The following is a 13,719-nucleotide window of genomic DNA, read 5'->3' as shown; positions in this document are numbered from 1 at the left end:
ACCAGTATTGAGCAGCTTATGCTTGTGCTATGGATTATACGTTTTGCCATTCCATTATTCCATACCAGGAAAGAATAAATCGTTTCATAAAATGACAAACGGCCAGCAATACAATTGCCAGCCGTTATAGTTAAATCAAAACCAAATGTCTGAATACGATGTGACGGTCAATATCCAGATTCAGTATTAATCAAAATCAAGACAAAATTACGAATTTATGACCAACTTTGGACTATACCCCATGAACATTAGTTTGAAATGGCACAGAATCAAAAATAAGATTCAAAAGTATCATCAACCGCTATTTGATTGACTGTATAAGAAATCTTTTACTTGATGATTATTCCACTAAACTATAGGTAAAAGTGATCTCGGTTTGTATCACATCGCCGTTTATATCCGTGACATTAAAATTATCTGAAAATGAAAAAGCCGTGTCGCTTCCATTAAAGGTTAAACTCAAATTCTGCAAATTACACCCAAAGACAATGCTCAACGTATTGGAAGCCAATTGCCAAGAACCAGAAACGGTGGCTCTATTCGGGCAATTCGTTCCATTGACACCTTGCTCAAAAGTGTATGACCTGCCTGAATTGAACGTATAGGCCGCATCTTTTTGACAATCATTATATTGGGCAAAAATGTTTGTGCTGGGATTTTCTTCGTCATCATCAGTAATATCCACGGCTTCATCTGCAACAATGGCCGTTAACGTCCACTCTCCAACCATTTTTTCTTCATTGGCTACGAGAGCTCCAGAGAAATCTTCCGGACAATCATCACCATCATCCGTACTGCAGGAAAGAAAACATCCACTTATCATGAACAATGCACCCAAGTTAAAAAGTAATCGCTTCATAGTAAAATTATGATTTAAAGGTTTCTAGTTTGATGTAGCGAACCTCAGAAGGTTGCATCAACCGATTCACTTTTTTTAATGGACTTCTAAACCAATATTACTTTTTTGGAACTATATCCAACAAAACAGCTATCTCATGCCCCTTATTTTGAACACATTCCATTATGGACTCTACTTTAATATAATCTGTGCTCGATTCCACTCTAAGAATATTGTCACAATCCTCCAAATCAAAGTTTATGAGGTATTCCGGAAACAGAGCTTGTAAGTGCTTTATTATTCTGTTTGCATCGTTTTGATTGTTGAGGCTGGTTTGAAATACTTCTACCATTTTGTAAAATTGTTCAATGCATTTGTGTTCTATCCGTTCAGATTTTCCACATATTTTTTGAAGTTATCCAAGATGGCCTGCCACCCATCTCGCTGCATATCGATTGGGTTCTGGTCCTCTGGATCAAACTCGGTTGTAAGCTTTACTTCATTGCCAAGGCTTTCAAAGGTGGTGATGGCCCGGCGTCCATCACTCATCACGTATGAAATTTTCTTCATAGGTGCGACCTCATCATAAATGGCTTCAAAATCGAATCCAAAACTACCGTCTTTAGCCTCCATTCTTGCCAAATACCTTCCGGCCACTCTTAAGTCATTTTCAGCTTTTGGACAACACCAATCATCCGATGCAAAATTCCATTGGGTAATATGTTCCGGTAGCACCCAGCATTCCCAAACCTTTTCAATACCAGTTTCTATGGTGCTGCTTATTTTTATCTTTTCAGTTTTCATAAGGTTCAAATCATATTATCCTATAATAGGTTTGTATTTAGCACGGTTCTCATACATAATCCAGCCTAAAATGATGGCCAATATCAGTGCAATGATCAATCCGCTGGTATGCACCACTGTATTCATCAGTACTATCTCCACCATTACGGGCAAAATTATTAGGGCGCCAAGGGCCCTCGTCTTGGGTAAAATTATCAGGATTCCGCCCACTAGTTCGGCCAGGGCGATCAAGGGCAGTAACCATGATACTTCCATGAATGCCTGAAAATCACTCATTAATTCTTCGGGCATTTCCTCGGGCATGGGCATGTAGTGCAAAAACTTGTCCAGACCGGCATTGATAAACATTAGCCCAAACAAGAGGGCAAGAACGAATAAAATCTTTTTTTTCATAATGATTGGATTAAAGTGTTATAGGTTATGTGTTGTAAGCACTTGGCGGTCAAACTGGAGAAACGGTACTGTTTTATCTTGTTTTTGACACTTTCTATTCAATGCAAATTTTAATTCAATGATGGTTGGAGCCCTGCTATCCCGATACTTCATCTAGCTTTTCTTGATACCGAAAGGCTGCCATGTGTTTAATCAGTTCCAACGGAAGATCTTTGTCATGGGGAAATTGCACCGAACCTTTTCCAGTCTTGTAGCTAGATAGTTCCTGACTAAAGTTTTTATGGGTAGACGGAACAGCATAAAACCCAATATGTTTTTCATACTCTGCATAATACATCAAGATGCCATGATATCTAAGTGCCGGCATATTATAGCTGATGATCTCTTCGGCCAGTGGCGCCACTTCTTTCAGTGCTTTACGAATGATTTCCATACGCACCAGTGCATGCTTCGGGACACTTTGAAAATACGCATCAACCGTTTTAAACTTCTTCTTGTCCATACTACTTCAATATTAATTTTTTAGCACTTGCAGTGAAACAACCACTGATGTCCATATCTATCAATAAGACCACCAAAAAGGTAGCCTAAAAATGTTTTATCCAAAGGATAAATCTGTGTTCCTCCTTCCTTTAGTTTGTTAAAGTAGTTCTTAACCTGAACCTCATCCTCACTATCCACAAGTATAGAAATGGCATTCCCCTTTATTAATTTTTCATTGACCATATCTGTTCCCATCAACAGCATATTTTCTTTTTTGAGAGAGGCCTGTACCACATATTTTTTCATGTTGGAAGGAAATCGTATTTCATTTGGGCTGCTTTCCAAAGTTTGAATTTTAAGTTCTCCGCCCAAACATTCACGGTAAAACTCCATCGCTTCCCTACAATTACCATTAAATGTAAGATATGTTATAATCTGATTCATGCTGTTTAATATCTTCACTTCACAAAGTTGGCAATCTACAGGCATAAGAAGAGGGGGTAAAAACGGCGATTGCACGTGTTGATTCCGCCAGCGCAATTTGCTACATTTGAATTGTGAAAACAATATCCATCTTGGTTCCTGAAACTGCTGTGGCTTCTGGTGTTACCGGCCCACGCTATCTTTTTACGACCGCCAATCAATTTTTACAGGCTGCAGGCAAAGACCCCTTATTTAAAGTGCAGATGGTAGGCCAAACCAAAGAAGTCCGCATACAGGACGGGGCATATTCCATAACGGCAGATGTTCTTTTAAAAGATGCTGAGCAAGCCGATTTGGTCATTATTCCTCCTTTATTCGGAAATATGGATGCAGCAATTGCCCTTAACAAGGCAACATTACCTTGGATTATTGAACAACATTCCAACGGCGCAGAATTAGCCTCGCTTTGCGTTGGTGCTTTTTTATTGGCCTCAACTGGCTTGCTCGATGGTAAAAAATGTTCCACCCATTGGGCTTTTTATACCGAGTTCAAGGAGCAATTTCCGCAGGTTGAAGTGGTGGATGGCGGCGTAATTACTGAAGAAAATGGGATTTATTCCAGTGGTGGAGCCCATTCGCTCTGGAATCTACTGCTCTATATTTTGGAAAAATATACAGATCGTGATACGGCGATTCTGGCTTCCAAATATTTTGCTATTGATATTGACCGAAACAGCCAAGCAGCCTTTATGATGTTCAGAGGACAGAAGGACCATAATGATGAAGCAGTAAAAAAGGCCCAGGAATACATTGAAAAAAATTATCAAGACAAAATAACCGTTAATGACCTTGCACAACGAGTAGCCGTCAGCCGTAGAAGTTTTGAACGAAGGTTCAAGCAAGCTACGGATAATACGGTGATAGAATATCTGCAACGCGTAAAGGTAGAAGCCGCTAAGCGTAGTTTTGAGTCCACCCGAATGAATATTTCAGAAGTAATGTTCGATGTGGGCTATACCGATTCCAAAGCCTTTAGAAATGTCTTTAAAAAAATTACAGGACTTACTCCTATTGAATATCGGAACAAGTATAACAAGGAGACTTTTTCAGCTTTGGTGTGAGGGGCGTTAAAATGATACCAAAACGGAATCACCAGAATAGCTTACCTGTTTTCGCTCGCTGGTTGGCATTAATTCGATGACAAATTCCTTTTCAATGTTTTCACCTTTGCCGGCCACTATGGTCATGGTTTTCTTGGCGTCATTCCATTGGAACTTGGTTAGGGAATACGTGCCATCCAAATAATCCAACGTCTTTCCGTCATCGGTATAAAGCTCGAAAGTACCATCTGCCCCCGACCATACTTTAATGGTTGTTGGTTCATCAACCTTTTCATCGGTATATTGTCTAATGGGGTCCATTGGAATGATTGCTCCCGCACTTATATATATAGGCATTACGGAAAGGTCCACTTCTTTTTGAATGGTCTTTCCTCCTTCAAGTGATTCCCCCGTCCACCAATCGTACCAAGTGCCTTCGGGAAGATAGACATTTCGACCGGTAGCGCCTTTTTCGAAAATTGGAGCAATCAGCATTTTCTCACCCCAGAGATACTCATCTCCAATGGCTTTCGCTTTGCTATCATTGGGATGGTGCAACCAAAGTGCTCGCATCATGGGCAATCCTTTATCCCTAGCTTCCCATGTTAAAGTATAATTATATGGCAGCAACTGATATCGTAATTCGGCATATGCCTTTGTAATGGGTTCTATGGTATTGTTGTTCATTTCGGATTCCAAAGGTGGTGTTCTGGTTTCCAATGGACCTCTTTCATCTAGTCCCCAACCCCATGGAAGGTGGGTCCACCAGGTTCTTCCGTGTGATCGAAAAGATGGACAAAAAGCACCAAATTGAAACCATCTTGTAAACAGCTCTGCCGTATATTCTTCGTTGGGATAGAATCCTCCAATATCCGACCCCCAGAATGGTGATAAGCTCAAGGATGAGTTGATACCCACTGCAATTTGACCCTCCAAGGTTTTCCATGAAGAATCGGTGTCGCCAGACCAAATCCAACCGCCCCATTGCGCAATACCCAAATAGCCATTTCTGTGCAGGCTCCATGGCCTCAAATTGGGTTTCGTGGACAATGGTCCCTGATAATACATTTTATGTCGATTCAATCGCTCAAAAAGATTGAACCAATCGCCTTCATCGGGCCAAAATGCATCAACCCCCATATTCATTAAGGGAACATGTTCCTTCCAGTGGGTCAGTATATGTGAACTATCCACTTCTTCACCCTCTTTGGGCGGGATTGAACCATGTAAAGTCTCCAATCTATCCCTATCCCATGGCACCACATGCAACACCACTTTCGCATTCTTGCTGTGCATTTCGTCAATTACTTTTTCAGGTGACTTTTTAAATACTTCAGGATTAAACTCAAATGAGGGTTGTTCCGTGTTCCATCCTACCGGCGTAAAACCGGTTCCCAAATAGATAACAGCGTCCATTGGAATTTCCTTTTCTCGAAAGGTGTTGACAATATCCATCATTTCCTCATCCGTTTCCAAAGTGCGGTGCGACTGCATATAGCCCATAGTCCATTTTGGTGGCATTATAGCTGGGCCGCTAATGGTACTGATATCTTTCATCAAAGCTTTTGGGTCATGACCATCAAACACGTAGATATCATAAAGTCCATTGATGTACTTTGGAGGAATTCCCTTTCCAGTATTCTCCTGTTGATTTTTTTGGTTCTGCTGAATATAAAAACCCTGTTCTGGAGTAATTGGTGAGTAGACGCCTGTGCTATCCGAAGATAAATCAATCTGTCCCCATGGTGTGACCATCCAAAGTCCCCAACCACCAGTTCCAACAAGCATTGAAACCGGGTTTCTGGAACCGTAAGCCGTGGCCTGCCAACGGGGAATCATTTTGTGCAATCGGCCTTTTCGGTCAAATTCTATGTCATGTTCCCTCCAATTGGCATCTTTTTCCGGTTTTGGACCACCTTCCCCCAAACCAAGGATTGGGGGTTCATCTATGGCAAATGAAACATTTCCTTCATCATCAAAAACCAACTGCTGTATCATTATACCTTCTTCATTAGTCACGGTCACCGTCAACGGATTTGTGGAAACATGAACCTCAAGACCATTTATTGTCTCGGTCAAGTTACCACGTAATTCAGTTATATCGATAGTGTACTCGGTTTTTTCCCGATCTTCAAAAACAATATGCCCATAGGATTCCATATCATAACCCTGTGGTTTTAGAGTTATTCGCAGAGCATGGTCTCCAGCTGCCCCAATTTGTAGCTGGGCTGGTTCTCCCACTGTGGTTATTGGTTGGGTTTTGTCACACGAACCAAGACCCAAACATAGGGCAAGACCCAAGACAAGTGGTAACCTATTGTTCCTAAGAGACGAAAAACTCATAACCCTATTTGTCATTTTTACGCATTTGGCACTTCTTAAATATATAGGATTAAACCTGATTGTGAACAGCTACCATACAAACTAGGCAATATAGGTTTAGAGTTCGGTGATATTGTATAAAAGTGGCTATATGCTTGTATATCAAATCTATCAAAAACAAAAAGTTGGATATTGTTTTCAGGTTGGCTTTTGGATTGTTAGCTTTGCGCACCAAAAAACATGACCTGCAGGTTAGAGAAAAAAGAGCTGGAAGAGCTCAATGCCACCAACATTTTACCCCAAACTCCTTTTTGGGGACGAATAAAAAGAAATCAAGGTTATTTACCTAACGGATTTGAACTGACGGTTTCCAAGGATATGCTGGCAAATGAAGCTGATTCACTCTCCAAAGTGGGGGACGACCTTTTGGTCCTCACAAAATATATTGACAAAGAGATTTGCTACGCCTATGTGCCCTACGGGCCTAAACTGGAACCTTCCTTTGAAAATCAAGGTTTGTTTTTGGAGCAACTTTCAGAATCCATAAGGCCATATTTACCATCAAACTGTATTTTCATCCGTTTTGATTTGATATGGGAAAACCAATGGGCCGCAGAAGACGATTATTTTGATGCTGCCGGGAACTGGACCGGGGCGCCTTCCAGCCAGGTACAGGAATATCGCGTGAATTTTAAGACAACAAATTGGAACCTAAAAAAAAGCGTCAGCGATGTACTTCCCAAGAATACCTTTTTCCTAAACCTCTCCTTAAACGAAAAAGAACTGCTTAAAAATATGCGGTACAATACCCGCTATAATGTTAAAAAGTCCCTGAAAAATGGTGTCCAGGTCAAGGAGTATGGCATTGAACACATGGATGAATGGTACAAACTATATCTGGATACCGCGATAAGGCATAATATGCCTTTGCAGAATCAAGCGTATTTTTCCACTATTCTGAAAAATCAGGATAACAATAAAAATGGTGTGCAAGTAAAAATGTTGATGGCCGACATTGATGGAAAATTCTTGTCTTCCATGTTTTTAGTCCTATCAAAAAAACGGGGAACTTATTTATATGGCGCTTCTACTTCAGATAAAAAAAATGCAATGGCTAGTTATGCCCTTCAGTGGGAATCCATAAAATTAGCCAAGGAATATGGGTGCACAGAATATGATATGTTTGGTTCGGCGCCCAACTTAAAACAGACACATCCGCTACACGGAGTCCATGTGTACAAAAAGGGCTTTGGGGGCGACTTATTTCATAGAATGGGATGCTGGGATTACCCGTACAATGAGAAATTGTACGATATGTACAAATTTCAAGAATTGAAAAGTCAAGAGGCCTAGATTCGATTAAACATGGCCCTTCTTTATTTTTCACCCTCAATTTTGGAGTCAATAAAGCCAAAAACAATATTTATGGCCACCACCAGAAAGGTCAATATACCCAGTTCCACAAACATTGAAGTAGCGGCCAAACATCCGGCTCCCGCACTGCACCATATGGTAGCGGCGGTGGTGAGTCCTTTGATTTTATCCTCTTTTTGAAGAATGACTCCGGCGCCTAAAAATCCTATTCCGGTCACTACTTGACTGAGCACGCGTGTTACATCGGCATATTCTTCTCCATAAAACCGCAAGGACACCAAAACATAAACAGCGGCACCCAAAGCTACCAAGGTATTGGTCTTTAGTCCCGCACTTTTACCTTTGTATTCCCGTTCCAACCCTATCAACAGACCAGCAATGGTTGCCAGACCAACCCTGATGCTAAAATCCAAGATTCCCGGTGAGTTATATGTAAAAAATTCTGTCATTATTTATACCTATGAAATACAAATAGCCCCCATTCATGAGAGCTATTTTGCTTACTTAGAAAAGGGATTTGTTCTCTTTACCAGGTTTCAATTTCCTTTTTCAATTCTTGTTTTGCTTTTCCTGTTTTCTGCTGAAGTCTTCCCAACATTTCATCGAATTTACCCTCGGAATACGTTAGGTCGCTATCGGTAAGCTCTCCATATTTTTGTTTAAACTTTCCTTTTACTTCTTTCCATTTTCCTTCTAACTGATCGTTATTCATGAGTATTTTATTTAAAATTAATAATAGATTTATTTGTCTCCAATCTACCTTATTTCCTCTCGATGGATTGACGGAAATGGACATAATCTTAACGGTAAAGCATTATTCACCCAATTATATCACACATTTCACCTCCAAAACCAATCGCGTCAACATAATTTGGTTTCGAGACAACCATTCAAAAGACGTTTAATTATACTTCTCTATCGAACTAAAAAAATTGAAACTATGAATGAAGCAGAACAAGTGCTATTAGGAAATATAGCTGATACCGATCATGAAATTTTTGCATTGCTCAAACAAAGATACAGTCCCAGAACTTTTAGGGATGAACCCATAGATTCCGGGGAATTAAAACAACTTTTTGAAGCGATTCGTTGGTCGGCCAGTTCTTATAATCGTCAACCATGGCGTTTTATTTATGCAGAAAAGGGTACGGAAGCCTTTGATAAAATTGTGGATTGCCTAAGCGATTTCAATAAAAAATGGGCCTCTATGGCCCCTGTTTTAATGTTAAGTGCTTACAAGGAAAAAACGGATGAGGGCGAGGAAAATTTTCATGCTTTGCATGATTTGGGACTTTCATTGGGAAATATGACCGTACAGGCCCAATATTTAGGAATTGCCTTGCACCACATGGCCGGCGTAGATTGGAAAAAGGCTCAAAAAACATTCAATGTTCCAAAAGGCTACCATATCACCACAGCAATTGCCCTTGGTTATTACGGGGGTACATTGGAAAAACTTCCTGAAGATTTACAGGATGCAGAAACCGCTGAACGCACACGAATGCCACAAGAAGAGTTTGCGTTTGAAAATGGTTGGGGGCAATAAGTCTTGATTAAGCCGCGGTAGTAAGGACAAATTCTACACGTTGGATTTTATAGGGAATCCATAGATGTTTCAAAGTATAGACCTGAAAGTACTATACCAACTATAATAAGTATTAAGATTACCAAGATGATTAAAAATCCAATTTTGGTAATCTTACTTTTTCTAAATATGTAATTGCGTTTGGAATCTTCCTTCTCTTTTACCAGTTCCAAGTTTTCTTGTGGTTGTTTGTGGTCTTTCTCTTTCATGATTCTTAAATTGAGGGAAAGCTATTTACTTTTCATGTTCCAACTTGATTTGTTCAAAAAAATTATTGACGCATTTGAGAAGCAGTATCATATCTCATGGTTATCCAAAAATTGAATCAGTCTCGTTTAAAAATAGGGATAGCATCAACAATTGAACTTTTAGAACAAAACCTTTTTGATCAATAATCCTACTTTGCAAATACGATGTAAATGTGGTAAGCATCTAAATATTACCGTCCTCAAAAATCAATATTATGATGGAAGAACATGAATATGCAAAACACGAAAAAGATTATATAAAAAAATATCAGAAACAGGGTTATGATGTCAATTTTCGATTTGAAAATGGCAAACTTATCGCCTCCAAGTCCAAAAATTTATATGGGCCAAGCGAGGTTCGCATTGTTGCAGAACACCGATATGAGGGAATGAGCAATCCCTCTGATATGTCCATACTCTATGTTTTGGAAACGGAGAAAGGCGAGAAAGGCACATTCTTAATGGGTTATGGTCCCAACACCAACATGGATGCTGCTGAATTCTTTAAAGCGGTTCCTGAAGAAAACTCCTCAAATAGGTAAAACATTGAAACTGAGAATCATCAGAATTTTCTGTATTCCGTGCACCATAGGTCAGATTTAAAGTAACCCATCGTGTTGAAAAAATAACTACATTTATTCCATACCAGCAGGGATTACCCCAGCATTCCATTGCACCCTACTTTTGTATATGAACCTATGATAATCAATGTCAAATACGATGCAACCATCACTTTAAAGGTGATATTGCAGGAGCAACTGGAACGACTGGACATTCCACATATACTTCATGGAACAGGAGAAATAGAGGTAAAGAGAAGTCTTTCATCTGAAGAAATGGAAGAACTCACGAACAATCTCAATATATATGGTATTCAAATTTTAAGCGACCAAAAAGTGGCATTGGTACAACGGATTAAAAACGCCATAAACGAAATGTTGCAAAATGACATGGCTAGATCGCATAAGGTTTCTTCGTATTTGACCGATACCTTAAATTACAGTTACACCTACCTGTCCAACCTATTTTCGGAGACTACCTATACCTCAATTGAGAATTTTGTAATTCTCAGAAAAGTGGACCATGCCAAAGATTTAATGACCAACACCAACCTAACATTAACAGAAATTGCCTATCGTTTAAACTACAGTAGCGTTGCACACTTGTCCAGTCAGTTTAAAAAAACAACTGGCTTAACACCTACCAAGTTTCAGAAGATTTTGAAAAAACGAAGGGAAAATAGAATACAACAAACTATATGAGCACAAACCCTTCAAATGGGGGCAGCCAAATCTTAAACGTTGCCCTTGCTGATGATGATGAAGATGATCGCTTATTTTTTCAGGAAGCCATAGATGATATTTCCATCCGCACCAAACTATCGTTGTTCAACAATGGACAGGAGTTAATGGATTATTTAAGCCTCCCCAAAGTAATCCTGCCCAATTTAGTATTTTTAGACCTTAACATGCCCATAAAGAATGGCATGCAATGCCTAAAGGAAATTAGGGCCAATAGCTCTTTGAACCATGTCTGTATTGCCATATATTCCACCTCATGTTCAGAAAAAGATATTGAGGACACCTTTATAAATGGAGCCAACATTTATCTGAACAAGCCTAATAACTTTGGTAAATTACGGGAATCAATAGAAAAAGTACTGCAAATCAACTGGCAATACCATACCTCAAATCTTAATAGGGACAATTTTTTATTGCGATTGTAACCATGATTGTAGAGCATATGTATTATTTATGCTATATCATTTATTGAACTAACCCAATGGAACCAATTCCTAAAACTTGGTGTTCATTATATAGATGGATTTGAAGATATTTCGACGCATAGCAAATTCACCCGTACTGGACAAAATAGCTTTGGCCATAGTCATTGTGCTATTGCTGTTCATCACCACTGTTTTATTCGGGCAGATAAAGACATTGGAAGTTTCTGCTGAGGAAGTTTCCAATTCCCTTATGATTGATAAGGAAATCAATACCCTTTTCTCACAATATGACCTTATGGAATCCGCAGAGTTTAGATCTGTAATATTGAAGGATTCCACTTTTGAAGAATCGTACATAGATCGCAAGTTAGAGAGTGACCAAACCCTGAAAAAACTTCATGGGCTAGTCAAAGATATGCCCCACCAGAGTGCCAAATTGGACACAATAACGCAATTAAAGGACAGTCTTCACATAACGCTAACAGCACTTCATGGAAAAATAAGGCCCTCCCAGGCAGACTCAACAGCTATGATTTATGTTGAAAAAGCTGCGGCGCTTTTAAAAAGTCTCAGAGGAATCAAAGCCAACATGCTCCAGCATAATGATGAAATTTTACGACAAAGCTTAGGCACTTACCGAGGGCTAACATTTCTTACACCGCTCACCACCCTAATATTGGCACTGTTCTCCATTTTGGTATTCACGGTGGCGTATTTCAGGTTGCGCAGGCACAAAGATCAGATACAGTCTTCCGAAGCATTGTTGCAGAATATTGTACAGAGTACAGATAACATTATGAACTATTACGAACCTATTCGAGACTCCAATGATACCGTGGTAGATTTTAGAATAGCGTTTGCCAATATCTGCAACAGGGATTACTTGAACCTGGAACCGGAGGAAATCGTTGGTAGACCTATTTCAGAAGTGTATCCGTTTGTGTTGAAAAACAATGAATTGGGACGAATGATTGACTGTTATCGCAATGATGACACCATAGATTTTGAACGCCAGGTAACTGTTGAAGGAGAAGCGTTTTGGTTCCATACATTTGTCAGGGCAATGGATAATGGTCTTTTGGAGGTCATGCGAAATAAAACTGACGAGTACAACGCAAAGCAGGACCTTATGAAGGTAAATGAACAGCTTGAGGTACAGAACTCCATAATGTCCGAAGCCAAGAAAATGGCCAAAATTGGAAGTTATACTTGGGATATGGAAAAAGATACTGCCACCATTTCCGACAACTTTTACAATATTTTGGATTGTGAACCCGGTGAGTTTGAACCCTCTTTTAAAACCTATAGGAACTATGTGCACCCAGATGATATTGAACAGTATGATGCATATGGGAAATGGTTCCAGAAAACACAGAAACCTAGAGAACATACCTATAGGGTAATTACAAAAAAAGGAAATATAAAATTCTTGCGGACCAAAGGGCAGTTTGTAGAACGGGAAGGTAAAAAGGTTATGATCGGCGTTGTACAGGATGTAACTGTACAAATAAGTTACGAGAATGATCTAAAGATAAAAAACCGGGAACTGGAACGCAGCAACGAAGAACTGGAATCCTTCAATCGGGTGGCCAGTCATGACCTACAAGAACCCCTGCGAAAAATCCAAATGTTCATATCCCGTTTTGAGGAGAAAGAAAAAGATACACTTTCGGAAAAAGGCACAGAGTATTTTGACAAAATAACCGAAGTCGCCGCTCGCATGCAATCCCTGATCCGTAATTTATTGGCTTATTCAAGGATTGGAAGCAAAGTAAAGGAGGTTGAAAACACGGATTTAAATGAAGTCTTGCAGAAAGTGCAAGAGGACTATGCAGAGCGCATTAAAGAGGTGGGTGCCACTATCTCTATAAAAAAATTACCAGAAGTACAGGGAGTTTTCTTCCAACTGGAACAATTGTTCGGCAACCTCGTATCCAATGCGTTGAAATACCGGAATCCAAAAATTACCCCAAAAGTAGAAGTGAAATCCGAAAAAGTGCCTTACAAAGAGATTCCGACTAAATTCATTAAGCCCGCAAAAGAATATTATAAAATTACAGTCTCAGATAATGGTATTGGTTTTGATGGAAACAATGCCAACACCATATTTGAAGTATTTCAGCGCCTTCATGCCAAGAACAAATACTCCGGAAATGGAATCGGCCTGGCCATTTGTAAAAAAATAGTGGAAAACCATCAAGGCTTTATCCATGCCACAAGCGAATTGGGCAAAGGTTCTTCATTCATCATTTATTTGCCCGTCTAAGCCTCCCTATTGCTTATTTAAGAGCATTTTAACGTGATTTTGCGACCAATCCAAAAATTGTGTAACAGAAACAAAAAATTGTGTAAGACGGTAGCTGTCTTCCAATGCGATATTTACCATAAGTAAATTGAAAGGTTCAATTCAGCAGTTATAAACA

Annotated in this window: 17 protein-coding genes; 7 read left to right on the top strand and 10 right to left on the bottom strand. The window is 39.5% G+C overall.

Translation table 11 applies throughout. The features are described 5' to 3' along the window. Positions 1–340: 340 nt before the first annotated feature. The 6 genes from AB1A65_RS09630 to AB1A65_RS09605 all read right to left on the bottom strand — a co-directional run bounded on the left by AB1A65_RS09630 (position 341) and on the right by AB1A65_RS09605 (position 2,962). Positions 341–859: a DUF5004 domain-containing protein gene (locus tag AB1A65_RS09630; protein ID WP_366588325.1), complete on the bottom strand. Its 519-nt coding sequence runs from the start codon at positions 857–859 to the stop codon at positions 341–343. Positions 860–956: 97 nt separating this feature from the next. Next, on the bottom strand, positions 957–1,190 hold the full coding sequence (locus tag AB1A65_RS09625) for a hypothetical protein (protein ID WP_366588323.1): 234 nt from the start codon (positions 1,188–1,190) through the stop codon (positions 957–959). Between the two features lie 29 nt (positions 1,191–1,219). Continuing rightward, the gene (locus tag AB1A65_RS09620; RefSeq protein ID WP_366588321.1) at positions 1,220–1,642 is read right to left on the bottom strand and encodes an SRPBCC family protein; all 423 of its coding nucleotides are present in this window, start codon (positions 1,640–1,642) and stop codon (positions 1,220–1,222) included. Between the two features lie 15 nt (positions 1,643–1,657). Beyond that, entirely contained in the window at positions 1,658–2,035 is a 378-nt protein-coding gene (locus tag AB1A65_RS09615) for a DoxX family membrane protein (RefSeq protein ID WP_366588319.1), read from the bottom strand. Positions 2,036–2,171: 136 nt separating this feature from the next. Beyond that, positions 2,172–2,537, bottom strand: coding sequence for a DUF1801 domain-containing protein (locus tag AB1A65_RS09610; protein WP_366588317.1), 366 nt, complete (start codon positions 2,535–2,537; stop codon positions 2,172–2,174). A gap of 20 nt (positions 2,538–2,557) precedes the next feature. Continuing rightward, complete coding sequence (locus AB1A65_RS09605) at positions 2,558–2,962, bottom strand: VOC family protein (RefSeq protein ID WP_366588315.1); 405 nt, start codon at positions 2,960–2,962, stop codon at positions 2,558–2,560. A gap of 113 nt (positions 2,963–3,075) precedes the next feature. Here AB1A65_RS09605 and AB1A65_RS09600 point away from each other — a divergent pair, with 113 nt between their 5' ends. Then, complete coding sequence (locus tag AB1A65_RS09600; protein WP_366588313.1) at positions 3,076–4,062, top strand: helix-turn-helix domain-containing protein; 987 nt, start codon at positions 3,076–3,078, stop codon at positions 4,060–4,062. A gap of 6 nt (positions 4,063–4,068) precedes the next feature. Here the strand turns inward: AB1A65_RS09600 and AB1A65_RS09595 are convergent, their stop codons facing one another. After that, positions 4,069–6,282, bottom strand: a complete 2,214-nt coding sequence (locus AB1A65_RS09595; RefSeq protein ID WP_366588311.1) for a TIM-barrel domain-containing protein — start codon at positions 6,280–6,282, stop codon at positions 4,069–4,071. Positions 6,283–6,603: 321 nt separating this feature from the next. Here AB1A65_RS09595 and AB1A65_RS09590 point away from each other — a divergent pair, with 321 nt between their 5' ends. Beyond that, complete coding sequence (locus AB1A65_RS09590; RefSeq protein ID WP_366588309.1) at positions 6,604–7,716, top strand: peptidoglycan bridge formation glycyltransferase FemA/FemB family protein; 1,113 nt, start codon at positions 6,604–6,606, stop codon at positions 7,714–7,716. 23 nt (positions 7,717–7,739) lie between these two features. Here the strand turns inward: AB1A65_RS09590 and AB1A65_RS09585 are convergent, their stop codons facing one another. Both AB1A65_RS09585 and AB1A65_RS09580 read right to left on the bottom strand, forming a co-directional pair. Then, a complete protein-coding gene (locus tag AB1A65_RS09585; protein WP_366588307.1) occupies positions 7,740–8,186 on the bottom strand; it encodes an MgtC/SapB family protein in 447 nt (148 codons plus the stop codon). Positions 8,187–8,263: 77 nt separating this feature from the next. Next, the gene (locus AB1A65_RS09580) at positions 8,264–8,449 is read right to left on the bottom strand and encodes a CsbD family protein (protein ID WP_366588305.1); all 186 of its coding nucleotides are present in this window, start codon (positions 8,447–8,449) and stop codon (positions 8,264–8,266) included. Positions 8,450–8,677: 228 nt separating this feature from the next. On the opposite strand from AB1A65_RS09580, the gene AB1A65_RS09575 reads away from it, so the two are divergent. After that, the gene (locus AB1A65_RS09575; protein ID WP_366588302.1) at positions 8,678–9,283 is read left to right on the top strand and encodes a nitroreductase family protein; all 606 of its coding nucleotides are present in this window, start codon (positions 8,678–8,680) and stop codon (positions 9,281–9,283) included. Between the two features lie 47 nt (positions 9,284–9,330). Here the strand turns inward: AB1A65_RS09575 and AB1A65_RS09570 are convergent, their stop codons facing one another. Beyond that, positions 9,331–9,531, bottom strand: coding sequence for a hypothetical protein (locus AB1A65_RS09570; protein ID WP_366588300.1), 201 nt, complete (start codon positions 9,529–9,531; stop codon positions 9,331–9,333). Between the two features lie 254 nt (positions 9,532–9,785). Between AB1A65_RS09570 and AB1A65_RS09565 the strand changes: the two genes are divergently transcribed. The 4 genes from AB1A65_RS09565 to AB1A65_RS09550 all read left to right on the top strand — a co-directional run bounded on the left by AB1A65_RS09565 (position 9,786) and on the right by AB1A65_RS09550 (position 13,562). Next, entirely contained in the window at positions 9,786–10,112 is a 327-nt protein-coding gene (locus AB1A65_RS09565) for a hypothetical protein (protein ID WP_366588298.1), read from the top strand. Positions 10,113–10,268: 156 nt separating this feature from the next. Further along, a complete protein-coding gene (locus AB1A65_RS09560) occupies positions 10,269–10,832 on the top strand; it encodes an AraC family transcriptional regulator (RefSeq protein ID WP_366588296.1) in 564 nt (187 codons plus the stop codon). Then, complete coding sequence (locus AB1A65_RS09555; RefSeq protein ID WP_366588294.1) at positions 10,829–11,296, top strand: response regulator; 468 nt, start codon at positions 10,829–10,831, stop codon at positions 11,294–11,296. Before AB1A65_RS09560 ends, AB1A65_RS09555 begins: the two co-directional genes overlap by 4 nt. 100 nt (positions 11,297–11,396) lie before the next feature. Then, entirely contained in the window at positions 11,397–13,562 is a 2,166-nt protein-coding gene (locus AB1A65_RS09550; RefSeq protein ID WP_366588292.1) for an ATP-binding protein, read from the top strand. Positions 13,563–13,719 lie beyond the last annotated feature (157 nt).

Origin of the sequence: Allomuricauda sp. ANG21 (genome assembly GCF_040705235.1) — a bacterium.
GTDB lineage: Bacteria > Bacteroidota > Bacteroidia > Flavobacteriales > Flavobacteriaceae > Flagellimonas > Flagellimonas marina.
The sequence above is the reverse complement of the archived record's forward strand: the minus strand, read 5'-3'. Positions and strand labels throughout refer to the sequence as shown.

What these genes read in the sequence shown, in the direction of transcription:
- AB1A65_RS09630 (WP_366588325.1), bottom strand. Translation starts at nt 859, where the DNA reads ATGAAGCGATTACTTTTTAACTTGGGTGCATTGTTCATGATAAGTGGA.
- AB1A65_RS09625 (WP_366588323.1), bottom strand. Translation starts at nt 1,190, where the DNA reads ATGGTAGAAGTATTTCAAACCAGCCTCAACAATCAAAACGATGCAAAC.
- AB1A65_RS09620 (WP_366588321.1), bottom strand. Translation starts at nt 1,642, where the DNA reads ATGAAAACTGAAAAGATAAAAATAAGCAGCACCATAGAAACTGGTATT.
- AB1A65_RS09615 (WP_366588319.1), bottom strand. Translation starts at nt 2,035, where the DNA reads ATGAAAAAAAAGATTTTATTCGTTCTTGCCCTCTTGTTTGGGCTAATG.
- AB1A65_RS09610 (WP_366588317.1), bottom strand. Translation starts at nt 2,537, where the DNA reads ATGGACAAGAAGAAGTTTAAAACGGTTGATGCGTATTTTCAAAGTGTC.
- AB1A65_RS09605 (WP_366588315.1), bottom strand. Translation starts at nt 2,962, where the DNA reads ATGAATCAGATTATAACATATCTTACATTTAATGGTAATTGTAGGGAA.
- AB1A65_RS09590 (WP_366588309.1), top strand. Translation starts at nt 6,604, where the DNA reads ATGACCTGCAGGTTAGAGAAAAAAGAGCTGGAAGAGCTCAATGCCACC.
- AB1A65_RS09585 (WP_366588307.1), bottom strand. Translation starts at nt 8,186, where the DNA reads ATGACAGAATTTTTTACATATAACTCACCGGGAATCTTGGATTTTAGC.
- AB1A65_RS09580 (WP_366588305.1), bottom strand. Translation starts at nt 8,449, where the DNA reads ATGAATAACGATCAGTTAGAAGGAAAATGGAAAGAAGTAAAAGGAAAG.
- AB1A65_RS09575 (WP_366588302.1), top strand. Translation starts at nt 8,678, where the DNA reads ATGAATGAAGCAGAACAAGTGCTATTAGGAAATATAGCTGATACCGAT.
- AB1A65_RS09570 (WP_366588300.1), bottom strand. Translation starts at nt 9,531, where the DNA reads ATGAAAGAGAAAGACCACAAACAACCACAAGAAAACTTGGAACTGGTA.
- AB1A65_RS09565 (WP_366588298.1), top strand. Translation starts at nt 9,786, where the DNA reads ATGATGGAAGAACATGAATATGCAAAACACGAAAAAGATTATATAAAA.
- AB1A65_RS09560 (WP_366588296.1), top strand. Translation starts at nt 10,269, where the DNA reads ATGATAATCAATGTCAAATACGATGCAACCATCACTTTAAAGGTGATA.
- AB1A65_RS09555 (WP_366588294.1), top strand. Translation starts at nt 10,829, where the DNA reads ATGAGCACAAACCCTTCAAATGGGGGCAGCCAAATCTTAAACGTTGCC.